The organism is Rhizobium sp. SYY.PMSO, from assembly GCF_046840415.1.
In the GTDB taxonomy this organism is placed as follows: Bacteria; Pseudomonadota; Alphaproteobacteria; order Rhizobiales; family Rhizobiaceae; genus Rhizobium.
The window spans coordinates 2,246,608-2,269,409 of sequence record NZ_CP177349.1 but is presented as its reverse complement, the minus strand read 5'-3'; the positions used below and the strand labels follow the sequence as shown (position 1 = coordinate 2,269,409).

Genomic DNA, 22,802 nt, shown 5'->3' with positions numbered 1-22,802 from the left:
TATTTCTCCGGCGCACAAAGCGCTCTACTGGAAGCAAGGACGCATCGATGACGAATCTCGAGCCAGACGATCAAGAGGAAAAGCCCCTCGATCCGGCCCTGGAGAAAGTCCGACGCAAGATGATCCGCCTGCAGATCGTCTCTGCGGCCGTCATGGTGGTGAGCCTTATGGCCGTCTTCGGCGCCGTTGTCTACAAGACGATGAAGCCATCGGCCAAGCCGGCCGGGCAAGCAGCGTCCGGCATCCCGTCCGATGCCCCCGTCGCCGTGACGGCATTGCTGCCGGCGGGCTTTGTCGTCCAGTCCACGGCGCTGTCGGGCAATCAGGTGCTGTTCTACGGCGCGCTCGCCGGCGGTCAGCGCCAGGCCATCGTCTTCGATTACGGCATCGGCCGCATCGTGGCGACCATATCGCTGTCCAACTGACGGTCTGGCGATGACGAGCGATCGGCTCATCGAGATTACCCATCCCGACGATCCGCGCATCGCCGAGTTCCGCAACATTCGGGAACGCGATCTCACCGGTCGCGACAGCCGCTTCATTGCGGAAGGAACGGTGGTGCTGCGGCTTCTGGCCGGAGCGCATGCGGCGGGCGGCGACTTTGTGGCTGAAAAAGTGTTGCTGCTTGAAAACCGCGTCTCCGGGCTTGGCGACATCATCGAGACTTTTTCAGCCGATGTCCCGATCTATGTCGCAGCGTCAGAGGTGCTGGACGGCATTGTCGGCTTTCATCTGCACCGTGGCGTTCTCGCCCTCGGGCGCAGGACGAGGGATGGCGGGATGAGCGCCTTTCTCGATCGCATCCCGAAACAGGCGCTTGTGCTTGTCGGCTGCGGCATTTCCAATCACGACAATATCGGCTCCATGTTCCGCAATGCCGCTGCCTTCGGCGCGGATGCGGTACTGCTTGATGAAAGCTGCTGCGATCCGCTCTATCGGAAGGCGTTGCGGGTTTCTGTCGGCTCGATCCTGACCCTGCCGTATTGCCGCCAGGGGAGCGGCGTCGAGTTGCTTGCGGCGCTCGCCGCGCGCGGCTTTGCGATCTGGAGCCTGTCGCCACGCGGAACCGTCGATATTCGCGACGTCCCGGCTTCGGAACGCATGGCGCTTGTGGTCGGTACGGAGGGCGATGGCCTGCCGCAGAGCATCCTTTCCGCCTTCGGCAGCGTGCGGATTCCGCAAGCGCCGGGATTGGACAGCCTCAACGTGGCGACGGCGAGCGGTATCGCTCTTTTCGAGATGGCCGCAAGGAGCAGGCGCATCTAAAGAGTGGCGCTGTTTGCGACAGCGGCATGCGAAAAATCAAGGATCCGACGTTCGAGGCGGCTCTGTTCTTCACGGAATCCTCGAACGGTTCCGCTCCTTTATCTCTACGCAATGCCGAACGGAAAACCGTTGCGCGCTTTTCCGGCAATCGCTCTAAGGATGTTTCGGCAGGATGGCGGCTACCCGATCGGCGAGGCTGACGCGAGCGCCCGGTTCGGCGGGCTCCCGATCTTTCGGCAGAAGATCGAAGATCGGTGAGCCGTCGCCTTCCTTGAGCGCGGTCAGTGCCACCATATTGGCGGCGATCCTGGCAATTTCCTCGCGCATGGCGTCGTCATGTGCCGGCGTGCGGGCCTTTACCAGGCGATCCGATAGGGCGGCGGCCCGATTGCGGACCTCATCCGTCATGTGAGCGATCTCGTCTTCCACTGTTCGTTCCGGTTCGGCCACCTGTGGCGGCTCGGTTGCATTCGGCCGGTCATCAGTCGCACCCGCCATCATGGATGCGGCGGCGAGCTTCGGCGTTCTCGTCGGCTTTTGCGGTGGCATGATGCCGGCGGCACGCAGCGCCTTGCTCGCCTCCCGCGATTCATTGACCGCAGCCTCCAGCCGTTCCCGCAGGCGGACGACGTCCTGTGCGTGTCGCTCGATCGCGGTTTCCTTGTCGGCGCTGCCGGCGATCTCGCGGTTGAGGCGTTCCTCGAGCCGCTTGTTCTTGTCGCTTTCCTGGCGCAGCGCCTGTTCGGCGTCCGCCGCACGCAGGCTTGCCGCATTCAGATCCTGGCGCAGCGTATCACGTTCGTCCCGCAACGTCTTGATACGCAGCTTCAGGCTCTCGATTTCGGTTTCGCGGGTCGCGAGGTCGATCTTGAGGTTGTCCGCGTCGGCGCCCATCTTGGTCATTCGCTTGCGCAGCCCGTCGATATCGGCTTCCTTCTCGGCACTGGCCTGCTCGGCTGCGTGGATGCTCGACTTGAGCTGGCTGATATAGCTTTCCTCCTGGCGCAGGCGCGAGCGCAGTTCGCCTGCCTCGACTTCCAGATCGTCGATGCGTGTCTGCAGCTCGGTGTTGCCGGCGGAGAGGCGGCTCGCCTCCTGCTGGAGCTTGCCGCTATGGATCTGCAGCGCCACCGTCTTGTCGCGTTCCTGCGTCAGGGCATGCTCGGTCCGGGCGTTTTCGGCTGCGAACAGGGCGCGCGCCATGTCCTTCTGCGCGCGCACTTCCTGCGGGCTCAGCGGCATCGTCGCCTTCATGCGCTTCTCGGTGAACCAGACGATGCGGCGATGGATTGCCGGCGCGATGAGAAAGACCAGAAGAGCGGCCGTCAGAAAGCCCAATCCGAACAAGAGAGCATATTGAATCACGACGCGGCCAGTATCCTGGGGTTATGTTCGATCTCGATAAAATGATTAATCATGGGATAGCCATGCAAGCAAGCGTTTAACACGGATATGGTTTATCGGTGCGAGAGGGGATTTTTCGAAAGAAAAGGCCCGCGAACCAGGCGGGCCGAGGCGTTTGCTGCCTGGGAGATATTATAGCAGTTGGCTCAGAAAGGGTTCCAGGTTGGATTGGGCGTAACCTTCAGATAGCCCAGATTGACACCGAGACGGGCGCCAATGCCGGTGCGGATCGGGACGAGCACGATATTGTTGTTCTTCAGGACGGTCATGCCGAAGCCGGCAACCACGAAGGCCTGACCGCTCACGCCGCCGAAGCGGGTATAGACGCTGTCGATGCTGGGGAGATCGTAGACCAGCATCATCACGCGCGTCCCCTGACCGCCGTAGTCCAGGCCGAGCGATGGACCTTGCCAGTAAAGCGGATGTTCGCCGGCATTCTTGGTGTTGAGCTGGCCTTCGCCATAGGTCAGGCCGGCCACGAAAGCGCCGGAGCCTTCCTGTCCGAGGATGTAGCCGTTCGGCAGGCCATATTGCTGGAAGGCGCGTTCGACCACCTTGGCAAGGCCGCCGCTGGTGGAGCCGAAGAAGGAATGGCCGGCATCGACGATTTCTTGCGCCGAGTACTGATTGTTCGGCGACGCAGCAGCCTGATGGACCGGCAATACGAAGCTGACGAATGCGACAATGGCCAGGATCAGGCCGAGGCCGAGCGTCCTGGTGCCGGGGCTTGGCATTCTCTTGAGGAATTCATAGCGCATGAAAGTCTTCCGTTCATCATGGTCGGTGCTTCGGGGACGAACACACGGCGCATTCGGCTGTACGCGCCGGTATGGCACGCCCCCTTTTCTCAGACTTTCCGCCCACCTATCGCAGGACGATTCGCGCGCGAACGAGTCTGATGGTGATGAATGCATTTTGCGTGGATGGTCTTAATAATCGGTTTACCAAATATGGTGTCATTATGGCGCGCGGTACACTGGCTGCGACAACCCTCGGGCAACCTTACCGTGGCAACGTGGACTCTACTGCGTTTTGCCTTGCCAGCATTCAGGAGACAATGAATGTCGAAGAACCCGAATCTCACTCTGACCGGACCGGATCTGGCCGCGCTGCTGTGCAGCCGCGTCTGCCATGATGTGATCTCGCCGGTCGGGGCGATCAACAATGGCCTGGAGCTGCTCGACGAGGGTGGTGCGGATGCCGATGCGATGGACCTGATCCGCACGAGCGCGCTCAATGCTTCCGTCCGCCTGAAATTCGCGCGCCTGGCCTTTGGCGCCTCCGGCTCTGTAGGTGCCTCGATCGATACCGGCGAAGCGGAGCGGGCCGCCAAGGATTTCGCCGCCGCAGAGAAAAAGACCGAGGTCAGCTGGATCGGCCCGCGCGCCATCATCGCGAAGAACCGCGTCAAGCTGCTGCTCAACCTCTTCCTCGTTGCCTACGGCGCCATTCCGCGCGGCGGCAATATCGAGGTGACACTGGAAAATCCGGAGTTCGACGCCAGGTTCACCATCACCGCCAAGGGGCGGCTGATGCGCATTCCGCCGAAGTTTGCCGAAATCTGCTCAGGCACGCCGGAGGAGTCTGTCGATGCTCATTCGATCCAGCCGTACTACACGGTTCTGCTGGCCGAAGAGAGCGGCATGGAGCTTTCCTACAATGCGACACCGGAAGAATTGACCTTCGTGGCGGCCATGGCGGCCCAATGAACCGAAGGATGCGGATGCATCCATCGCCCGCGACCGAAGCCCGGTCGCGGGTTTATTGTTTCGTGTATTGACGATTCCGTGCAATCTCCGGGTTGTCCGTGCAATTGATAATGTAACGGTAACGAATCCTTAGCCTGCTCCCCCTATCGTCTCGATTTGAAGCCGTCGTTCGGGCAATGACGGCTGATGCCAGGGAGCTCATACATGCAGCGGTTCATGATAACGGATAGTTCGGATGTCGTACGAAAGGTCGGCAAGCGAATCCTGTCCGAGCTGGACTTTCTCGTGAGCGAAGCCGGCGATGCCCGCGAGGCGCTGACGCGCTGCGAGGCCGAAATCCCGGATTATCTGATCGTCGATGCCGGCATGGAAGGGGCGCTCGAACTCATCGCCAGTATCCGTGCCATGCCGAAAGGCAAGGACGTGAAGATTTATTATTGCGTGGTCGAGGCCGATCTGCGCAAGCTGATGGCCGGAAAGCGCGCCGGCGCCACGGATTTTCTGCTGAAGCCGTTCGATCGCAAGATCCTGACGGCGATATTCGGCAATCGCGCCGCAGCCGCCTGATTTGGCGAGACATCTCGAAACAATCGCGGCCGCCCTTTAGGGGCGGCTATTATTTTGGGCATTCCTTCGCCGGGCGCCCATAAATGCTCATGGATGCGTCGGGCGAGGCCCACAAAAAATCCCGCCTGAAGGGGCGGGATTCCTGTTTATTTCGGCGGGTATGGCGGGGAGGCGGATCAGGCGCTTTCGGCGAAATCGCTGCTATCGGGTTCGCGCAGCACGTAGCCGCGGCCCCAGACGGTTTCGATGTAGTTGGCGCCGCCGGCGGCGTTGGCGAGCTTCTTGCGGAGCTTGCAGATGAAGACGTCGATGATCTTCAGCTCCGGCTCGTCCATGCCGCCATAAAGGTGGTTGAGGAACATTTCCTTGGTGAGCGTCGTGCCCTTGCGCAGCGAGAGCAGCTCCAGCATCTGGTATTCCTTGCCGGTCAGATGCACGCGCTGGCCGCCGACTTCGACGGTCTTGGCGTCGAGGTTGACGATGAGCTCGCCGGTCATGATCACCGACTGGGCATGGCCCTTGGAGCGGCGAACGATGGCGTGGATGCGGGCGACCAGCTCATCCTTGTGGAAAGGCTTGGTCATATAGTCGTCGGCGCCGAAGCCGAGGCCGCGAACCTTGTCCTCGATGCCGGCCATGCCGGAGAGGATGAGGATGGGCGTCTTGACCTTCGAAAGGCGCAGCGTGCGCAGCACTTCGTAGCCGGACATGTCGGGAAGGTTGAGATCGAGAAGAATGATGTCGTAGTCGTAGAGCTTTCCGAGATCGACGCCTTCCTCACCGAGATCGGTGGTATAGACGTTGAAACTTTCGGATTTGAGCATCAACTCGATGCTCTGCGCTGTCGCGCTGTCGTCTTCAATGAGTAGAACCCGCATAATTGTCCCCTTTACCGCCGCCGAAAGGTCGTCAGCCCCCTTTACGCGATACCGATCAAATCACTGCTTGATTTGGAAGCTGCCACGCAATGGTTAACAAATTCTGATTCACTCTGGCAAGTCGTATCGAATTTATTAAATAATTTTTCCATTGCACTGTTTTCCAACAACAATCAGTAAAATCATCTCCTAAAGTATCACATTAAGAACCAACGCCAAGTGATTCACTTGACTCACCAATGCCGACATATCGAATTCCGACCGCAACATTTACTGAGCCTTAAATCATTGCGCCTATCATTAACGATGCCCGTAAACGAAAGGTTACCAGCGGTAGGCTTTTATTAAGATCGCTGGAATTTTTTTTAACCATGCCGTCTCAAAGCGGCATGGCGGGCGGAAATAACGAGAGCCGGGGTCTCGCATCACGGGAGTAATGCGTATGAAGTCACGTGAGAGCCTTGTTCGCCTGAAAGAGTTTCAGGTGAACGAAAAACGCCGCCAGCTGCAGCAGTTGCAGATGATGATGGCGGAATTCGACCGCATGACGAAGGAGCTGGAAAGCCAGATCGTGCTCGAAGAGAAGAAATCGGGCATTTCCGATCCGGGTCATTTTGCTTATCCGACCTTTGCCAAGGCCGCCCGCCAGCGCGCGGACAACCTGCAGGTGTCGATTCGCGAACTGCAGGTTCAGGAAGAGGCGCTGGAAACTTCGCTTGAGGAAATGCAGGCGGAATATGCCAAGGCTGCCGCGCTCGAGGAGCGCGATGGTCCGGCGCGGGCACGCGCCTGAGATCGCGATTCCGTCGGCTTTCGGATCGAGCGTTGGTGCGTCGTAAGACGGATCTCTTTCGAGCCGCGAGAGACATGACGGAAGGCAGATGAAAGCTGCGCATGACTGGCCGTGACGGGGCCGGCCATGCGCAGCTTTTGCATTTTCAGGATCAATCCGGCTGGATGGACGGATTAAGGTCTGGCCATCTCATGCGGCCGTCGAATCTAGAGATTGACGACGTCGCGCCAGTCGTCATGACGCAGGGCCTGTGCCTTGAAGAATGGGCAGAGCGGAATGATCTTCCAGCCGCCGCGGCGGGCTTCCTCGACGGCATGAAGAGCCAGCGCCTGACCGACGCCCTTGCCGCGCAGGGCATCCGGCACGCCGGTATGATCGACGATGATCAGCTTGGGAGAGGTGCGGGAAAACGTCATCTCCGCCTCGTGGCCTTCGGCGGTCGCGACATAACGGCCGCCGGATGCATTGTTTTCGTTGCGGATATCCATGATTGTCTCCCTGATCCGTGTTGCAGATGGCGAGGATTGCACGCGCTCGCTGCGCTGCCAACTGCCGAATGATATATGGCAGCCCAGCTTTCAGGCGAATTGAGAGGGAGTTACGGCATATCGCACCGAAGTGCGCGACGGTTTTGCGCGAGCGGCATGGCGGCGGGCCTCAGGGCGATCATCAAACAATTCGGGCCTCTTTTATCCCGTTTGAGGAAAAGAGGCCCGAACGCAAGATCGGATTAAGGTGGTGCTGTCGCTGCTGTCAGTGGCGATACTGCTGTATGCGGGTCGTCCGGAGGCCGGCAAGGCCGTGGGTATTGATGGACGACTGCCAGGAGAGGAACTCTTCGACGGTCAACGTATAACGTTCGCAGGCTTCTTCCAAGCTGAGCAAACCACCACGCACGGCGGCGACAACCTCTGCCTTACGACGAATGACCCAACGGCGCGTATTCGGCGGCGGGAGGTCTGCTATCGTCAGCGGGCTGCCATCGGGGCCGATGACATACTTCACTCGGGGACGTATCATTTCGGTCATTGGACTCTCTACACACACTCAAGACCACGAGTGGCACTCTATCTTGCCACATTTAAAAATTGCCTAAGCCCATGGTAAGACTTTGATAATAACTTTAATGAATGTGGCGGGCAGTTGATTTGCCCTTGCGGGCGACGGGATGAAATTCCCGTTAGTCCCCTGATATTGCGGGGAAAATGCCGTTCATCCTATGATTTTTTGTCAGTAAGAACTTACGCTTCCGGCGGCGACCCGTTTGGCTGGATGAAAGCAATTTCCCTTTCCGGCAAGTATAATCCCAGAGCATTTCCAGGAAGAGCGCGCAGCGGTTTTCCGTCCGGAACTGCGTGAAGGCAGCAGGATAGAGCGTTTTCGCGATTCGAAGAAAAGCGGAAAAGCTCTAAGCGCGCGCCTCGCTTTTCTTGCCGCCCCAACAGATGAAATGAGGGTTGGCGAAGTCGCAATCCTCGCTCTGGCCGATCTTGCCGTAGGCGAGAAGGCGGCCGTCGGTCGTCAGGGTCGAGCCGCCTGCGGCACGCAGCACGGCGTCGCCGGCGGCGGTATCCCATTCCATGGTGCGGCCGAAGCGCGGATAGACATCGGCCTTGCCTTCTGCGAGCAGGCAGAATTTCAAGGATGAGCCGATCGACGTGCAGGCGGAAACCGAATGATCGGTCAGGAAGTCTTCGGTTTTCGCGTTGCTGTTGCAGCGGCTTGCAAGCGCCGTCAGCCTGGCAGGGCGCTCGCGCACGGCGATGGCCACGCGGTCGGAGATGCCGAAATGCTCGTCGACGAACAGCTTGCACGCTCCTCCAGACCCGCCGGTAAAGGCTATTCCGAGGGCCGGCGCGTAGACGATACCGACGATGGGAATGCCGTTTTCGATGTAGGCGATGTTGACGGTGAATTCGTCACGGTGCTCGATGAATTCGCGGGTGCCGTCGAGCGGATCGACGAGAAAGAAAGAGCGGCCCCGGACATTCGGGATTTTGCCGGCGGAAGCCTGCTCTTCGGCGACGGCCGGTATATGGGGGAAATCCCGTTCGAGGTGCCTGAGGATGATATGTTCGGCGCGCTCGTCGGCGAGGGTGACGGGGCTCATATCCTGCTTCAGGGCAACCGCGTAGCCGGCACGATAGACCTCCAATATGGCCTTTCCTGCTTCGAGCGCCGCCTTTTCAAAAGTTGCAAGCATGTGCTTCTTCGTCTTCCGCGCCTTGTCCGCTCCGCGCTTCAAGTCTCCGGACATTATAGATAGGAAGTTCCGATTGCGAAGTTTAGACTTCCGATGCCCCGGTTTCCTTCGCCTTACCGCGTGTCCGCGGGTTTAGCAACAGAGCTTGTCGTCACTCCCGCTGCTGCCGGAATTGCCGACCGGCGATGGCGTATTCCATCGGAAAGCCATGCGTGGCCGTGCCTGCGCATTCAGCAAAGAACATGTTCTGTTTGCGAAGCTTTTTCGTTCTTTCGGGACTTGTCGTTTTTGTTGCATATGCGAATGTGCGGCCGGGTAGTATCGGGATGAATGCATGCGATATTCGGCATATCAGCTTCTGAAACAGGCGTTTTCGGGTAATCGTCACTGGCAGCCGGTGTGGCGGACGCCGGAGCCGAAACCGCATTATGACGTGATCATCGTCGGCGGCGGCGGGCATGGGCTGGCAACAGCCTATTATCTCGCCAAGGAATTCGGCATCACCAATGTCGCGGTATTGGAAAAGAGCTATATCGGCTCCGGCAATGTCGGCCGCAACACGACGATCATCCGCTCGAATTATCTGTTGCCGGGCAACGAGCCTTTCTACGAGTTCTCGATGAAGCTCTGGGAAGGGCTGGAGCAGGACTTCAATTACAATGCCATGGTCTCCCAGCGCGGCATCGTCAACCTGTTCCATTCCGATGGCCAGCGTGACGAATACGCCCGGCGCGGCAATGCCATGCGCATGCACGGGGTCGACGCGGAACTGCTCAATCGCGAGCAGGTTCGGCGGATGATGCCCTATCTCAATTTCGACCACGCGCGCTTTCCGATCCTCGGCGGCCTGTTGCAGCGGCGCGGCGGCACGGCGCGGCACGATGCGGTTGCCTGGGGCTATGCGCGCGGCGCCGATAGCCGCGGCGTCGATCTCATCCAGCAATGCGAGGTGATCGGCATTCGCCGCGAAAACGGCATCGTCACCGGCGTCGAGACCAATCGCGGTTTCATCGGCTGCAACAAGCTGGCGCTCGCAGCCGCCGGCCATACCTCGATCCTCGGCAACATGGCCGATCTGGAACTGCCGATCGAAACACACGTCCTCCAGGCTTTCGTGTCCGAAGGGTTGAAGCCCGTCATCGACAATGTCATCACCTACGGCGCGGGACACTTTTACATCTCGCAGTCCGACAAGGGCGGCTTGGTCTTCGGCGCCGATATCGATTATTACAGTTCCTATGCGCAACGCGGCAATCTCGCCACCGTCGAGCATACGATGGAGGAGGGGGTGTCGCTCATCCCCGGCCTGTCGCGCGTGCGGGTGCTGCGAGCCTGGGGCGGCGTCATGGACATGAGCATGGACGGCTCGCCGATCATCGACCGCACTCCCATCGACAATCTCTATCTGAACTGCGGCTGGAACTATGGCGGCTTCAAAGCGACGCCGGCCTCGGGCTTCTGCTTCGCGCATCTGATCGCCAGGGGCGAAAGCCACGATGTCAGCCGCCTTCTGCGTCTTGACCGCTTCGAGCGCGGATTCGCGATCGACGAAGGCGGCAAGGGTCCGCAGCCGAACCTGCATTGAGGGCACAATACCAATGGCAAGCTTGATCAACTGCCCGCATTGCGGCGTGCGACCCAAGGAAGAATTCTCCATTCGCGGCTCGGCGTCCGTCGTTCGCCCGGCACCCGCGGCACCGGACGAGGACTGGAATCGCTATGTCTTTGTCCGCGACAACGAGCGCGGCCGCATTCAGGAGTACTGGCATCACAGCGCCGGGTGCCGCCGCTGGCTGGTCGTCGATCGCAGCAACGTCACCCACGAGGTCTTCTCCGTTACCGACGCCGAAGAAAAGGCGAAGGAGGCGGCGCGATGACGGCCTATCGTCTGTCCAGCGGCGGCCTCGTCAACCGCAGCCGCCCGCTTTCCTTCCAGTTCGACGGCAAGGAGATGAAGGGGCTGGAGGGCGATACGCTCGCCGCTGCTCTCCTCGCCAATGACCAGCTGCTGGTCGGGCGCAGCTTCAAATACCATCGGCCGCGCGGCATCCTCACCGCCGGCTCGGCCGAGCCCAACGCGCTCGTTACCATCGGCAAGGGCGGACGCACCGAACCGAATACGCGGGCGACCGTTGCCGAACTCTATCAGGGCATGACGGCCGAGAGCCAGAACCGCTGGCCGTCGCTGAAGCACGACATCGGCTCTATCAATGGCTTGCTATCGCCCTTTCTCGGTGCGGGCTTCTACTACAAGACCTTCATGTGGCCGGCCGCCTTCTGGGAGAAGGTCTACGAGCCGATCATCCGGCGCGCCGCCGGCCTCGGCAAGGCGGTCATGCAAGCCGATCCGGATCGGTACGAGAAGGCCTGGGCGCATTGCGACCTGCTTGTCATCGGCTCCGGTCCTGCGGGACTGATGGCGGCTCTGACCGCCGCTCGCGCGGGCCTGCGCGTCGTCCTGGCCGACGAGGGCTTTCGCCTTGGCGGTTCGCTGCTTTCGGAAAGATTGATTGTCGGCGGCGCTTCCTCCGATGTCTTCGTACAGGCGACGCTGGAGGAGTTGCAGAGCTTCGACAACGTGACCTTGATGCCGCGAACGACCGTGTTCGGCTGGTACGACGACAATGTCTTCGGCGCGGTCGAGAAGGTGCAGAAGCATGTGGCGGTGCCGTCGCCCGACCTGCCGGTCGAGCGTCTCTGGCGCATCGCCGCCAAGCGCGCCATCCTCGCCTCCGGCGCCGAGGAGCGGCCGCTGGTGTTCGGTGGCAACGATCGGCCGGGCGTCATGATGGCCGGCGCCATGCGCAGCTATCTCAACCGCTACGGCGTCGTTGCCGGGCAGAAGGTGACGATTTTCACCAATGGCGGCTCCGGCTACCGCACGGCGGCCGATCTGGCTGCCGCAGGTGTCGAGATTTCGGCGATCCTCGATGCGCGGGGCGCATCGGTAGACGCTGCTCCTCAAGGTGTCCGCGTCGTGCATGGCGCGAGCGTCCATGCAACCAAGGGCAGGTATCGCCTCAGCGGCGTCATCGCCGATCGCGGCGGTCTGGATGAGCTGATTGCCTGCGATGCGCTTGCCATGTCGGGCGGCTGGTCGCCGATCATTCATCTCGCCTGCCAGCGCGGCGCGAAGCCGGTGTGGTCGGACGAAAAGCAGGCTTTCATGGCGCCGCTCGTCGGTGGCGAGCTGGAGATTGCCGGCTCGGCTGCCGGTGTCGAGAGCGTTGCCGGCTGCCTTGCCGATGGCGTGGAAAAGGCACGGCGGATCGTTCAAAGCCTTGGCCGCACCGCTCATGCGGCCGACCTGCCCGACGTCGAAGGAGAGTATGATGCGTCCTTTGCGGCGATCTGGCATGTGCCGGGCGCGAAGGACAAGGCATTCGTGGATTTCCAGAACGACGTCCATACCAAGGATCTGGGCCTCGCGTTGCGCGAAGGCTTCGGCCATGTGGAGCATGCCAAGCGCTATACGACCAGCGGCATGGCGACGGATCAGGGCAAGCTCGGCAACGTCAATGCCGCCGGGATCATCGCCGGCATGCGCGGCGTCAGCCCTGCCGCTGTCGGCACGACCACGTTCAGGCCGTTCTACACGCCCGTTTCGTTCGGCGCGCTGGCGGGCACGGCGCGCGACAAGCACGCGCAACCGGTCAGGGAATCACCGTTGCATGGCTGGGCCAAGAAGAACGGCGCGACCTTCGTCGAGGCCGGTCTCTGGTATCGCTCGGCCTGGTTTGCCCGGCCGGGCGAGAAGGGCTGGCGCGACAGCGTCGACCGCGAAGTGCTGAACGTGCGCAACAATGTCGGCCTGTGCGATGTGTCGACGCTCGGCAAGATCGAGATCTTCGGCAAGGATGCGGCGGAGTTCCTCAACCGCCTCTATTCCAACGCCTTCCTGAAGCTGCCGATCGGCAAGGCGCGCTACGGGCTGATGCTGCGCGAGGACGGCATGGTCTTCGACGACGGCACGACGAGCCGGCTGACGCCCGACCATTTCTTCATGACGACCACGACGGCGATGGCCGGCGAGGTGATGAGCCACATGGAATTCTCGGCGCAGACGCTCTGGCCGCAGCTCGACGTTCGGTTCGTCTCCTCGTCCGATCAATGGGCGCAGATGGCGATTGCCGGTCCGAAGGCGCGGCTGGTGCTGGAGCAGGTTGTCGAGGACGATATTTCCGATGCGTTCTTCCCGTTCCTCGCCGCCGCCGAGGTGATACTGAAGGGCGGCCTGAGGGCGCGTCTGTTCCGTATCTCCTTCTCGGGCGAGCTCGCCTACGAGCTTGCGGTTCCGGCCGGTTATGGCGAGGCGGTTGCGGATGCGATCATGGAAGCCGGCAAGGCGCAAGGCATTTGTGCCTATGGCGTCGAAGCGCTCAATGTGCTGCGAATCGAAAAGGGGCATATCACCCATAGCGAGTTCGATGGCCGCACCACTCCCGACGATGTCGGGCTTGGCCGCATGCTGTCGACACAGAAGCCGGATTTCATCGGCAAGAGGCTGTCGACCCGCTTCGGCCTGACCGCCGCCGACCGCGTGCAACTCGTTGGCCTGAAGCCGATCGACACCGCCAAGGAAATCCATGCCGGCGCGCATATCTTGAAGGAGGGCGCCAGGCCCTCGACCGTGAACGATCAGGGCCATGTTTCGTCGGTGTGCTTCTCGCCCACGCTCGGGCATTTCATCGCCTTGGCCTTCCTGAAATCGGGCCGGGAGCGTATCGGCGAGCGTGTGATCGTCTGGGACGGATTGCGCGGCGAGGAAGTGGCGGCGGAGGTCTGCAGCCCGGTCTTTGTCGATCCGGACAACAAGAAGCTTTTGGGGTGATGGGCTGATGAGCGTCGCGTTTCAGAACAGGCATGTGCTGGAAGATCATATTTCCGGTTTCGAGGCTGCCGCCAATCCGAACCATCTCGCCGTCGTGCGTCGTCCCGCCATCTTCTCCGTGCTCGGCAGGGCAGGAGACCACGACGGCGTTCTGGCAAGCCTGAAGGCGATGAAGGACGTGTCGGTTCGCGAAATCGGGCCGCGGGAGTGGTTCGTCGTGTCGGAGACACTGGGCGCCGACAGCGTGGCGCGGGATCTCTTCACGCTCGACCCAGCCAAGGTCTCCTTTTTCGAGCAGAGCGATGGTCGCGTCATGGTTCGCATCTCCGGCCCCAGCGTCCGGCGCATCCTCGCCAAATGCGTAGCCGTCGATCTGCATCCGCAGGTCTTCGCCGAAGGGCACTCGGCCAACATGCTGTGCTGCCATGTCAGTACCAACATCGCGCGCACCGGCCCCGACCGTTTCGAAATCATCGTGCCGCGCTCCTATGCCGGCAGCGTATTCGATGAGATCATGGAGATGGGCCGCGAGTTCGCGCTGACGGCCGGTTTTGCCGACTGAAAAGCCTAATGTTAGCGCAGTTCGGATGCCTTGCCGGCCGGCTTGCGCCTATGCGCGGCAATGGCGCGATCCGAACAATTGCGATGGCGCAAACAGACATATCGGTTTCGCAGTTCGGGCTATTTGGCCTATCGGATAGTCTCTAGGTTTCCTCTCAAACACGGTCGGTCGCGCGGGAAGACACCCGGCGGCTTCGTGCCGGAAACAGGGGATTCCCAGATGAAAAGCCATGCCAAGGTCGTCGTCATCGGTGGCGGTGTCGTCGGATGTTCGGTGCTCTATCACCTGACGAAATTCGGCTGGAAGGATGTGGTGCTGCTCGAGCGCTCCGAGCTGACATCCGGCTCGACCTGGCACGCCGCCGGCGGCATGCACACGATCAACGGCGATCCGAACGTCGCCAAGCTGCAGAAATATACCGTCGAGCTCTACAAGGAGATCGAGGAGTATTCCGGTCAGGACATCGGCCTGCATCTGACCTCCGGCCTGATGCTGGCCGCCACGCCGCAGCGCTTCGACTGGCTGAAATCCATTCTCGCCAAGGGTCGCTATAACGGTCTGGAGGCGACGCTGCTGACGCCGAAGGAAGCGCATGAGATGATGCCGCTTCTCGACCCCGATCAGTTTGTCGGCGCGCTCTACGATCCCGTCGAAGGCCATCTCGACCCCTATGGCACGACGCATGCCTATGCTCGCTCCGCCAAGAAGAACGGCGCCGATATCTATCTGCATACCAAGGTCGAGGAGCTGATACAGCGCGAGGATGGCTGCTGGCGCGTCGTCACCAACCAGGGCGAGATCATCGCCGAGCACGTCGTCAACGCCGCAGGCCTCTGGGCGCGCGAAGTCGGCCGCATGGTGGGGCTGGAGCTGCCGGTGCTCGCCATGGAGCACATGTACCTCATCACCGAGGACATGCCCGAGGTCATCGACTTCAACAAGACGACGGGCAAGGAGCTGATGCACTGCGTCGATTTCGACGGCGAGATCTATCTGCGCCAGGAGCGGCAGGGCATGCTGATGGGCACCTACGAGAAGGCGTGTCGCCCATGGTCGCCGGTGACGACGCCCTGGGATTTCGGCCACGAGCTGCTGGCCGAGGATATCGAGCGCATCACGCCGGAGCTGGAAGTCGGTTTCCGCCATTTCCCGGCCTTCAACAATGCCGGTATCAAGAAGATCATCAACGGGCCTTTCACTTTCTCGCCGGATGGCAATCCGCTCGTCGGGCCGGTGCGGGGCCTGCGCAATTACTGGTCGGCCTGCGCCGTCATGGCCGGCTTCAGCCAGGGCGGCGGCGTCGGTCTGGCGCTCGCCAACTGGATGATCTACGGCGATCCGGGCTTCGACGTCTTCGCCATGGACGTTTCCCGCTATGGCGACTACGCAACGCTCGCCTATACCAATGCCAAGGTGCGCGAGAATTATGCGCGCCGATTCTCCATCCGCTATCCCAATGAAGAGCTGCCGGCCGGACGTCCGCTGCTGACCACGCCGATCTACGACAAGCTGAAGGAGGCCGGCGGCGTCTTCGGCGCCTATTACGGCCTCGAGCAGGCGCTGTGGTTCGCTCCGCAAGGCGAGGTCGATCAATTCTCCTGGCGCCGTTCCAACGATTTCGATGTCGTTGGCGCTGAAGCCAGGGCGGTGCGCGACAGCGTCGGCCTGATGGAGACGTCGGGCTTCGCCAAATATTCGGTCAAGGGACCGGGCGCGGAAGCATTCCTCGATACGCTGCTGACCTGCCGCATCCCGGCCGTCGGCCGCATGACGCTGGCGCCGATGCTGAAGCATGACGGCAAGCTGATCGGCGATTTCACGCTGGCGAAGCTCGCAGAAGAGGATTTCCTTCTCATCGGCTCCGGCATTGCCGAAGCCTATCACATGCGCTGGTTCGAAAGCCTGCTGCCGAAGGACGGCTCGGTCGAGCTGAAGGCCCTCGGCCTGTCGCTGCTCGGCCTTTCGATCGCCGGCCCGAATTCCCGCAAGCTGCTGCAGAAGCTGACGCATCAGGATCTTTCCACCGCAGCCTTCCCCTTCATGTCGATCCGGCGCATGGATGTCGGCATGGCGCCCGCCTTCGTCGGCCGCGTCTCCTATACGGGCGACCTCGGATACGAGATCTGGATGAAGCCGGAATATCAGCGCTACGTCTTCGACCTTCTGATGCAGGAAGGCGCCGAGTTCGATATCCGCCTCTTTGGCCTGCGGGCGCTGAACGCGTTGCGCCTCGACAAGTCCTACGGCAGCTGGGCGCGAGAATACCGGCCGCTCTACGGGCCTCTGGAAGCCGGCCTCAACCGATTCGTGGCGCTCTCCAAGGAAGCCGATTTCATCGGCAAGGCGGCAGCCGCCAGGGAGAAGGCCGAGGGCGGGGCGCTGCGGCTGCGCACGTTCATCCTGAGCGCAAAGGATGCCGATGTCATCGGCGACGAGCCGATCTATCACAACGGCGCCGTCTGCGGCTGGGTGACATCGGGCGGATATGCCCATGCGTCCGGCCTTTCCGTTGCCGTCGGCTACGTGCCGAAGGAAATCGCCGACGAGCCGCAAGGGTGGTCGGTGGAACTGCTCGGCGAGCTTCTGCCGGCAAGCCTGCAGGCCGAGCCGTTATTCGATGCTGACGGTGCAAGGATGCGTGCGTGACACGCGATGTCGGAGACGAGGGCGGCAGGCCCGGCAAGGCCCGCCGCTGACGAAAGCTTTTCAAAAAGCACGCATTGTCCAACGATTCTGACTAATTTCGAGCCAGGCACTGCCGCTTTTGTGTTATTTTTGGTCGGTTTCGCATCAGCGCGCGGCGATTTGAAAAGAATTTGTCAGTTTCTCGCCTTTTTGGCTTCACATTTCCTTCGAAAGCGGTATGGAATCGGGGCCATGGGCCTCTCGAAGGAACCCTAAAAAGTAATAAGAGATGTGGTCGTTTGACGCCGCATCCAGGGGAAATGACATATGGATTATTTTATCCAGCAGCTCTTAAACGGGCTGACTCTCGGGTCGATCTACGGCCTGATCGCCATTGGCTATACCATGGTTTACGGCATCATCGGCATGATCAACTTTGCCCATGGTGATGTCTTCATGCTCGGCGGTTTTGCCGCTCTCATCACCTATCTGGTCCTCGTCTCGCTTTTTGCCGGCCTGCCGGTAGCGGTCATGCTGCTGGTCATGCTCATCGTCGCCATGCTGATGACGAGCCTTTGGAACTGGGTGATCGAGCGGGTCGCCTATCGGCCGTTGCGCGGCTCCTTCCGGCTTGCGCCGCTGATCACGGCAATCGGCATGTCGATCGTGCTGTCGAACTTCATCCAGGTCGCCCAGGGCCCGCGCAACAAGCCGATCCCGACATTGATAGGCGACGTCTACAACATCGGCGGCGTCTCGATATCGCTGAAGCAGATCATCATCTTCGTCGTGACGATCGTGCTGCTCGCCGCCTTCTGGTATCTGGTCAACAAAACAGCGCTCGGCCGCGCCCAGCGCGCCACCGAGCAGGACCGCAAGATGGCGGCGCTGCTCGGCATCAATGTCGACCGCACCATTTCCGTCACCTTCATCATGGGTGCCGCGCTCGCTGCCGTGGCCGGCACGATGTATCTGATGTATTATGGCGTCGCCAACTTCACGGACGGTTTCGTGCCGGGCGTCAAGGCTTTCACCGCGGCTGTTCTCGGCGGCATCGGTTCGCTGCCGGGCGCGGTTCTCGGCGGCCTGATGATCGGCTTCATCGAATCCTTCTGGTCTGGCAACTTTCCCATCGCGTATAAGGATGTCGCGACCTACGCCATCCTCGCCTACGTGCTGATCTTCAAGCCGACGGGTATTCTCGGCCGGCCGGAAGTCGAAAAGGTATAACGCCATGGCAAATTCAAATTTCGTTGCAGGCAAGACCGCGCCCGGCCTTGTCCGGAAAGGGATTACGGATGCCCTCTGGGCCGCGGTCATAGCCTTCGGCATGTTCGTCCTCTATATCGGTCTCAAGACCGATCAGAACATGGACAACAAGCTGATCATCGTGCAGCGCTGGGGCCTTCTGGCGATCATCGTTGCCATTGCCGCCGTCGGCCGCTTTGTCATGACGGTCGCCGTTCAGCCCTATCTGGCCGCGCGCAAGGCAGCCAAGGCCAAGGTCGTGCAGGTGGAAGGCGAGCCCGGCTTCGTCGCCAGGCACTTCAACAAGATCGCGCTCGTGCTGCTGCTCATCTATCCGATTGCGGCGGTGGTCATGTTAGGCCCGCAGGGATCGCTCACCTACGTCGACAATTTCGGCATCCAGATCCTGATCTATGTGATGCTCGCATGGGGCCTGAATATCGTCGTCGGTCTCGCCGGCCTGCTCGATCTGGGTTATGTCGCCTTCTATGCCGTCGGCGCCTATTCCTATGCCCTGCTTTCGATGCATTTCGGCCTGTCCTTCTGGCTGCTCCTGCCGATATCGGGCATCCTCGCCGCGCTTTGGGGCATGATCCTGGGCTTTCCGGTCCTGCGCCTGCGCGGTGACTATCTGGCGATCGTCACGTTGGCCTTCGGTGAAATCATCCGTATCGTGCTGACCAACTGGACCGATGTGACGCAGGGCAGCTTCGGCATCTCCAACATCACCAAGGCATCGCTGTTCGGCCTCTATACCTTCGACCTCAAGGACCCGCACAACTTCATCCGGTCCTTCGGGCTGCCGATTTCGTCGGCCTGGTACAAGATCTTCCTGTTCTACGTCATCCTGGGACTCTGCATGCTGACCGCCTATGTGACGATCCGCCTGCGGCGCATGCCGATCGGACGTGCCTGGGAAGCATTGCGCGAGGATGAAATCGCCTGCCGTTCGCTCGGCATCAACACGGTGACGACGAAGCTGACCGCTTTCGCCACCGGCGCGATGTTCGGCGGTTTCGCGGGGTCTTTCTTTGCGGCGCGCCAAGGTTTCGTCTCGCCGGAGTCCTTCGTATTCCTCGAATCCGCCGTGATCCTGGCGATCGTGGTTCTCGGCGGCATGGGGTCGCTCAAGGGCATCGCGATTGCCGCGATCGCCATGGTCGGCGGTACCGAGCTGCTGCGCGACATGGATTTCCTGAAGCTGGTCTTCGGTGACGACTTCACGCCGGAACTCTACCGCATGCTGATCTTCGGCCTTGCCATGGTGATCGTGATGATCGTCAAACCGCGCGGCTTTGTCGGCACGCGTGAGCCGACGGCGTTCCTCAAGGAGCGAAAAGCGGTCTCCGGCAGCTTTACCAAGGAGGGCCACGGCTGATGAACGCTGTGACCAGAACCCCCGACGACATCCTGCTGAAGGTTGACCACCTGTCGATGAAGTTCGGCGGCCTGATGGCGATCAACGACTTCTCCTTCGAGGCGAAGCGCGGCGACATCACGGCGCTGATCGGGCCGAACGGCGCCGGCAAGACCACGGTGTTCAACTGCATCACCGGTTTCTACAAGCCGACGATGGGCATGATCACGCTCAACCAGAAGAGCGGCAAGGACTATCTGCTGGAGCGGCTTCCGGATTTCCGGATCACGCGCGAGGCCAAGGTGGCGCGTACCTTCCAGAATATCCGCCTGTTCTCGGGTCTCACCGTGCTCGAGAACCTGCTGGTGGCGCAGCATAACAAGCTGATGCGCGCCTCCGGCTACACGATCCTCGGCCTGCTCGGCATCGGTCCCTATCGGGCCGAGGCGAAGAACGCGATCGAGCTTGCGCGCTTCTGGCTCGAAAAGGCCGATCTCGTCGATCGTGCCGACGATCCTGCCGGCGATCTCTCCTATGGTGCGCAACGCCGCCTGGAAATCGCCCGCGCCATGTGCACGGGTCCGGAACTGCTTTGCCTGGATGAGCCGGCAGCCGGCCTCAATCCTCGTGAATCCCTGGTGCTCAACGAGTTCCTGCGCAGCATCCGCAAGGACACAGGCACATCGATCCTGCTGATCGAGCACGACATGTCCGTGGTCATGGAAATTTCCGACCACGTCATCGTGCTCGAATACGGGCAGAAGATCGCCGACGGCACGCCGGAGGAGGTCAAGAACGATCCGAGGGTGATCGCCGCCTATCTGGGTGTCGAGGATGAGGAAGTGGAAGAGGTGATTGCCGAAGTCGAACACCTCCAAGAGGGTGAAAACTGATGGCGGGGCAACCACTTCTGAAAGTCGCGGGTGTCGAAACCTATTACGGCAATATCCGGGCTCTGGCCGGCGTCGATATCGAAGTCAACAGCGGCGAGATCGTCAGTCTGATCGGCGCCAACGGAGCGGGTAAATCGACGCTGATGATGACGATCTGCGGCAGCCCGCAGGCGCGTACCGGGTCGGTCACTTTCGATGGCCGCGATATCACGCGCATGCCGACGCACGAGATCGCACGGCTGCGCATCGCCCAGTCGCCCGAAGGGCGGCGCATTTTTCCGCGCATGACGGTCTATGAAAACCTGCAGATGGGCGCGAGCCTCGACAAGCTCAAATATTTCAACGAGGACGTCGAGAAGATCTTCACGCTCTTCCCGCGCCTGAAGGAGCGTCAGTCGCAACGCGGCGGCACGCTTTCGGGCGGCGAGCAGCAGATGCTGTCGATCGGCCGCGCCCTCATGGCGCGTCCCAAGCTCCTGCTGCTGGACGAGCCGTCGCTCGGCCTCGCGCCGCTGATCGTCAAGGGCATCTTCGAGGCCATCAAGGTCCTGAACCAGACCCAGGGGCTGACGGTGTTCCTCGTCGAGCAGAATGCCTTTGCGGCGCTGAAGCTTTCCGACCGGGCCTATGTGATGGTCAACGGCCGGGTGACGATGAGCGGCTCCGGCCAGGAACTGCTCGCCAATCCGGAAGTGCGCGCTGCCTATCTCGAAGGCGGCCATCATTGAGTTTCGTTCCGCGGAGAATCTGACATGCAGGGACTTTTCTTCGACAGCGATACCGGTGGCCGCGTCGTCATTCGCGCGATCATCGTCATCCTTGGGTTCTGGACCGCATGGCGCGCCGGCCGCGCTGTGGCTTCCAATTGGGAATCCTATCCGCTTGTCGTCATCTACAGCTTTTTGATCGGCCTCGGATTGCAATTCCTGCACCATGCGCTGTTCAACGGCCCGGTATTCGACATCGTCATCTACATCATCGATGTCGTTCTTCTGCTGGTCTTTGCGACGGCAGGTTACAGGTATCGCCGTACCGATCAGATGGTGAATAATTATTACTGGCTCTATGAAAAGACCTCGGCCTTTTCTTGGAAGAAGAAGAATTGACAGTGTGCCTAAACTAGGCACAGTCTGCACGCACAGTGAGCGTCATCCTGCCCATAACAACAAATGATACGGGGCAGGATCATGCTTCCAGAGTTCGGAATGCAAGCGTTACCGGCGTGATGATTGGTGGGTATCGCGCAGGGCAGATCAAACGGAACCCGCTCAAAAATTGGGAGTAACAATATGAAGAAGTATCTTCTGTCGGCGGTGGCTTTGTCGGCGATGATCGCATTCGGCGGCGTTGCGAAGGCCGATGTCATCATTGCCGTCGGCGCGCCCCTCACGGGCCCGAATGCCGCGTTTGGCGCGCAGCTTCAGAAGGGCGCCGAGCAGGCTGCCGCCGATATCAATGCGGCTGGTGGCATCAATGGGGAAAAGATCAAGATCGAACTCGGCGATGACGTATCCGACGCCAAGCAGGGCGTTTCGGTTGCCAACAAGTTCGTCGCCGATGGTGTCAAGTTCGTTGTCGGTCACTTCAACTCGGGCGTTTCCATCCCGGCTTCGGAAGTCTACGCTGAAAACGGCATTCTTGAGATTTCGCCGGCTGCCACCAACCCGACCTACACCGAGCGTGGCCTTTGGAACACCTTCCGTACCTGCGGCCGTGACGACCAGCAGGGCATCGTTGCCGCCAAGTACATCGTCGACAATTTCAAGGGCGCGAAGATTGCCGTCGTTCACGACAAAACCCCATACGGCCAAGGCCTTGCCGATGAAACCAAGAAGAACCTAAATGCCGCTGGCGTGAAGGAAGTTCTTTATGAAGGCATTACTCCCGGCGACAAGGACTACTCGGCCCTCATCGCCAAGATGAAGCAGGCAGGCATCGATTTCGTCTACTACGGTGGTCTCCACACCGAAGCCGGCCTGATCCTGCGCCAGATGGCCGACCAGGGCGTGAAGGCTCACTTCATGTCGGGTGATGGTATTGTCACCAACGAGCTTGCTTCCATCGCCGGCGATGCCGTCGACGGCACGCTGATGACGTTCGCGCCGGATGCACGCAAGAATCCGGCTGCTGCCGATCTCGTGACCAAGTTCCGCGCTGCCGGTTACGAACCGGAAGGTTACACCTTCTACAGCTATGCGGCGATGCAGGTCATTGCTGCTGCCGCCAAGGCTGCCGGCTCCAACGATCCGATGGCCGTTGCCGACGCAATCAAGGCAAAGGGTCCGTTCAAGACCGCGATCGGTGACCTTAGTTTCAACTCAAAGGGCGACATCACCCGCCCGGACTACGTCATGTACAAGTGGTCCAAGGGGTCCGACGGCAAGTACAACTACGCCGAGATCGGGAAGTAAGCCTCGCGGCGCCGGTTTACGGCACGCTCTATATATGAAGGAGCCCGGCCAATGG

General features: G+C 60.7%; 22 protein-coding genes. 16 read left to right on the top strand and 6 right to left on the bottom strand.

Annotated elements, in window-relative coordinates:
- Positions 1 to 47 precede the first annotated feature (47 nt).
- Together ACJJVH_RS11010 and ACJJVH_RS11005 are read left to right on the top strand one after the other, a co-directional pair.
- On the top strand, positions 48 to 425 hold the full coding sequence (locus tag ACJJVH_RS11010) for a hypothetical protein (RefSeq protein WP_113371015.1): 378 nt from the start codon (positions 48 to 50) through the stop codon (positions 423 to 425).
- A 10-nt stretch (positions 426 to 435) separates the two neighbouring features.
- Positions 436 to 1,266: a TrmH family RNA methyltransferase gene (locus ACJJVH_RS11005; protein ID WP_412063904.1), complete on the top strand. Its 831-nt coding sequence runs from the start codon at positions 436 to 438 to the stop codon at positions 1,264 to 1,266.
- Positions 1,267 to 1,419: 153 nt separating this feature from the next.
- Here ACJJVH_RS11005 and ACJJVH_RS11000 read toward each other — a convergent pair whose 3' ends face one another.
- The gene (locus tag ACJJVH_RS11000; protein ID WP_412063903.1) at positions 1,420 to 2,631 is read right to left on the bottom strand and encodes a hypothetical protein; all 1,212 of its coding nucleotides are present in this window, start codon (positions 2,629 to 2,631) and stop codon (positions 1,420 to 1,422) included.
- Between the two features lie 185 nt (positions 2,632 to 2,816).
- Complete coding sequence (locus tag ACJJVH_RS10995) at positions 2,817 to 3,428, bottom strand: EipA family protein (protein WP_112801663.1); 612 nt, start codon at positions 3,426 to 3,428, stop codon at positions 2,817 to 2,819.
- A gap of 303 nt (positions 3,429 to 3,731) precedes the next feature.
- Between ACJJVH_RS10995 and chpT the strand changes: the two genes are divergently transcribed.
- Positions 3,732 to 4,379, top strand: coding sequence for a histidine phosphotransferase ChpT (gene chpT, locus ACJJVH_RS10990; protein ID WP_112801665.1), 648 nt, complete (start codon positions 3,732 to 3,734; stop codon positions 4,377 to 4,379).
- 204 nt (positions 4,380 to 4,583) lie between these two features.
- Positions 4,584 to 4,946 (top strand): response regulator, encoded by a 363-nt coding sequence (locus tag ACJJVH_RS10985; RefSeq protein ID WP_112801667.1) that lies wholly within the window; start codon positions 4,584 to 4,586, stop codon positions 4,944 to 4,946.
- A gap of 176 nt (positions 4,947 to 5,122) precedes the next feature.
- On the opposite strand, the gene ctrA is transcribed toward ACJJVH_RS10985, so the two are convergent.
- Positions 5,123 to 5,824, bottom strand: a complete 702-nt coding sequence (gene ctrA, locus ACJJVH_RS10980) for a response regulator transcription factor CtrA (RefSeq protein ID WP_069611718.1) — start codon at positions 5,822 to 5,824, stop codon at positions 5,123 to 5,125.
- Positions 5,825 to 6,266: 442 nt separating this feature from the next.
- Between ctrA and ACJJVH_RS10975 the strand changes: the two genes are divergently transcribed.
- Positions 6,267 to 6,617, top strand: a complete 351-nt coding sequence (locus tag ACJJVH_RS10975) for a flagellar export protein FliJ (protein WP_112801669.1) — start codon at positions 6,267 to 6,269, stop codon at positions 6,615 to 6,617.
- 206 nt (positions 6,618 to 6,823) lie between these two features.
- Here the strand turns inward: ACJJVH_RS10975 and ACJJVH_RS10970 are convergent, their stop codons facing one another.
- From ACJJVH_RS10970 to cysQ, 3 genes are all read right to left on the bottom strand, one after another.
- Positions 6,824 to 7,105 carry a GNAT family N-acetyltransferase gene (locus ACJJVH_RS10970; RefSeq protein ID WP_113356386.1) on the bottom strand — a complete coding sequence of 94 codons (282 nt, stop codon included), beginning with the start codon at positions 7,103 to 7,105 and terminating at the stop codon, positions 6,824 to 6,826.
- 265 nt (positions 7,106 to 7,370) lie between these two features.
- On the bottom strand, positions 7,371 to 7,646 hold the full coding sequence (locus ACJJVH_RS10965) for a DUF1153 domain-containing protein (RefSeq protein ID WP_004107124.1): 276 nt from the start codon (positions 7,644 to 7,646) through the stop codon (positions 7,371 to 7,373).
- Positions 7,647 to 8,025: 379 nt separating this feature from the next.
- Complete coding sequence (gene cysQ, locus ACJJVH_RS10960; protein WP_412063902.1) at positions 8,026 to 8,820, bottom strand: 3'(2'),5'-bisphosphate nucleotidase CysQ; 795 nt, start codon at positions 8,818 to 8,820, stop codon at positions 8,026 to 8,028.
- A gap of 334 nt (positions 8,821 to 9,154) precedes the next feature.
- On the opposite strand from cysQ, the gene ACJJVH_RS10955 reads away from it, so the two are divergent.
- The 11 genes from ACJJVH_RS10955 to ACJJVH_RS10905 all read left to right on the top strand — a co-directional run bounded on the left by ACJJVH_RS10955 (position 9,155) and on the right by ACJJVH_RS10905 (position 22,747).
- A complete protein-coding gene (locus ACJJVH_RS10955; RefSeq protein ID WP_112801673.1) occupies positions 9,155 to 10,405 on the top strand; it encodes a sarcosine oxidase subunit beta family protein in 1,251 nt (416 codons plus the stop codon).
- Between the two features lie 13 nt (positions 10,406 to 10,418).
- A complete protein-coding gene (locus ACJJVH_RS10950) occupies positions 10,419 to 10,697 on the top strand; it encodes a sarcosine oxidase subunit delta (RefSeq protein ID WP_112801675.1) in 279 nt (92 codons plus the stop codon).
- A complete protein-coding gene (locus tag ACJJVH_RS10945) occupies positions 10,694 to 13,651 on the top strand; it encodes a sarcosine oxidase subunit alpha family protein (protein ID WP_412063901.1) in 2,958 nt (985 codons plus the stop codon). Before ACJJVH_RS10950 ends, ACJJVH_RS10945 begins: the two co-directional genes overlap by 4 nt.
- Before the next feature lie 7 nt (positions 13,652 to 13,658).
- Positions 13,659 to 14,213 (top strand): sarcosine oxidase subunit gamma, encoded by a 555-nt coding sequence (locus ACJJVH_RS10940; RefSeq protein ID WP_412063900.1) that lies wholly within the window; start codon positions 13,659 to 13,661, stop codon positions 14,211 to 14,213.
- Positions 14,214 to 14,432: 219 nt separating this feature from the next.
- Positions 14,433 to 16,859 carry a GcvT family protein gene (locus tag ACJJVH_RS10935; protein WP_412063899.1) on the top strand — a complete coding sequence of 809 codons (2,427 nt, stop codon included), beginning with the start codon at positions 14,433 to 14,435 and terminating at the stop codon, positions 16,857 to 16,859.
- A 306-nt stretch (positions 16,860 to 17,165) separates the two neighbouring features.
- Positions 17,166 to 18,068, top strand: a complete 903-nt coding sequence (locus ACJJVH_RS10930) for a branched-chain amino acid ABC transporter permease (RefSeq protein ID WP_112801683.1) — start codon at positions 17,166 to 17,168, stop codon at positions 18,066 to 18,068.
- Between the two features lie 4 nt (positions 18,069 to 18,072).
- Positions 18,073 to 19,464: a high-affinity branched-chain amino acid ABC transporter permease LivM gene (livM, locus tag ACJJVH_RS10925; protein ID WP_112801685.1), complete on the top strand. Its 1,392-nt coding sequence runs from the start codon at positions 18,073 to 18,075 to the stop codon at positions 19,462 to 19,464.
- The gene (locus ACJJVH_RS10920) at positions 19,464 to 20,336 is read left to right on the top strand and encodes an ABC transporter ATP-binding protein (RefSeq protein WP_112801687.1); all 873 of its coding nucleotides are present in this window, start codon (positions 19,464 to 19,466) and stop codon (positions 20,334 to 20,336) included. The genes livM and ACJJVH_RS10920 overlap by 1 nt, the downstream gene beginning before the upstream one ends.
- Positions 20,336 to 21,064, top strand: coding sequence for an ABC transporter ATP-binding protein (locus tag ACJJVH_RS10915; protein WP_112801689.1), 729 nt, complete (start codon positions 20,336 to 20,338; stop codon positions 21,062 to 21,064). Before ACJJVH_RS10920 ends, ACJJVH_RS10915 begins: the two co-directional genes overlap by 1 nt.
- Positions 21,065 to 21,088: 24 nt before the next feature.
- Complete coding sequence (locus ACJJVH_RS10910) at positions 21,089 to 21,442, top strand: DUF6867 family protein (protein WP_112801690.1); 354 nt, start codon at positions 21,089 to 21,091, stop codon at positions 21,440 to 21,442.
- A 183-nt stretch (positions 21,443 to 21,625) separates the two neighbouring features.
- Entirely contained in the window at positions 21,626 to 22,747 is a 1,122-nt protein-coding gene (locus tag ACJJVH_RS10905) for a branched-chain amino acid ABC transporter substrate-binding protein (RefSeq protein WP_113434087.1), read from the top strand.
- The last annotated feature ends 55 nt before the right edge of the window (positions 22,748 to 22,802 follow it).

Excerpts from the sequence above, each read along its gene's own strand:
- ACJJVH_RS11010 (WP_113371015.1), top strand. The coding sequence starts at position 48 with ATGACGAATCTCGAGCCAGACGATCAAGAGGAAAAGCCCCTCGATCCG.
- ACJJVH_RS11005 (WP_412063904.1), top strand. The coding sequence starts at position 436 with ATGACGAGCGATCGGCTCATCGAGATTACCCATCCCGACGATCCGCGC.
- ACJJVH_RS10995 (WP_112801663.1), bottom strand. The coding sequence starts at position 3,428 with ATGCGCTATGAATTCCTCAAGAGAATGCCAAGCCCCGGCACCAGGACG.
- chpT (WP_112801665.1), top strand. The coding sequence starts at position 3,732 with ATGTCGAAGAACCCGAATCTCACTCTGACCGGACCGGATCTGGCCGCG.
- ACJJVH_RS10985 (WP_112801667.1), top strand. The coding sequence starts at position 4,584 with ATGCAGCGGTTCATGATAACGGATAGTTCGGATGTCGTACGAAAGGTC.
- ctrA (WP_069611718.1), bottom strand. The coding sequence starts at position 5,824 with ATGCGGGTTCTACTCATTGAAGACGACAGCGCGACAGCGCAGAGCATC.
- ACJJVH_RS10975 (WP_112801669.1), top strand. The coding sequence starts at position 6,267 with ATGAAGTCACGTGAGAGCCTTGTTCGCCTGAAAGAGTTTCAGGTGAAC.
- ACJJVH_RS10970 (WP_113356386.1), bottom strand. The coding sequence starts at position 7,105 with ATGGATATCCGCAACGAAAACAATGCATCCGGCGGCCGTTATGTCGCG.
- ACJJVH_RS10965 (WP_004107124.1), bottom strand. The coding sequence starts at position 7,646 with ATGACCGAAATGATACGTCCCCGAGTGAAGTATGTCATCGGCCCCGAT.
- cysQ (WP_412063902.1), bottom strand. The coding sequence starts at position 8,820 with ATGCTTGCAACTTTTGAAAAGGCGGCGCTCGAAGCAGGAAAGGCCATA.
- ACJJVH_RS10955 (WP_112801673.1), top strand. The coding sequence starts at position 9,155 with ATGCGATATTCGGCATATCAGCTTCTGAAACAGGCGTTTTCGGGTAAT.
- ACJJVH_RS10950 (WP_112801675.1), top strand. The coding sequence starts at position 10,419 with ATGGCAAGCTTGATCAACTGCCCGCATTGCGGCGTGCGACCCAAGGAA.
- ACJJVH_RS10945 (WP_412063901.1), top strand. The coding sequence starts at position 10,694 with ATGACGGCCTATCGTCTGTCCAGCGGCGGCCTCGTCAACCGCAGCCGC.
- ACJJVH_RS10940 (WP_412063900.1), top strand. The coding sequence starts at position 13,659 with ATGAGCGTCGCGTTTCAGAACAGGCATGTGCTGGAAGATCATATTTCC.
- ACJJVH_RS10935 (WP_412063899.1), top strand. The coding sequence starts at position 14,433 with ATGAAAAGCCATGCCAAGGTCGTCGTCATCGGTGGCGGTGTCGTCGGA.
- ACJJVH_RS10930 (WP_112801683.1), top strand. The coding sequence starts at position 17,166 with ATGGATTATTTTATCCAGCAGCTCTTAAACGGGCTGACTCTCGGGTCG.
- livM (WP_112801685.1), top strand. The coding sequence starts at position 18,073 with ATGGCAAATTCAAATTTCGTTGCAGGCAAGACCGCGCCCGGCCTTGTC.
- ACJJVH_RS10920 (WP_112801687.1), top strand. The coding sequence starts at position 19,464 with ATGAACGCTGTGACCAGAACCCCCGACGACATCCTGCTGAAGGTTGAC.
- ACJJVH_RS10915 (WP_112801689.1), top strand. The coding sequence starts at position 20,336 with ATGGCGGGGCAACCACTTCTGAAAGTCGCGGGTGTCGAAACCTATTAC.
- ACJJVH_RS10910 (WP_112801690.1), top strand. The coding sequence starts at position 21,089 with ATGCAGGGACTTTTCTTCGACAGCGATACCGGTGGCCGCGTCGTCATT.
- ACJJVH_RS10905 (WP_113434087.1), top strand. The coding sequence starts at position 21,626 with ATGAAGAAGTATCTTCTGTCGGCGGTGGCTTTGTCGGCGATGATCGCA.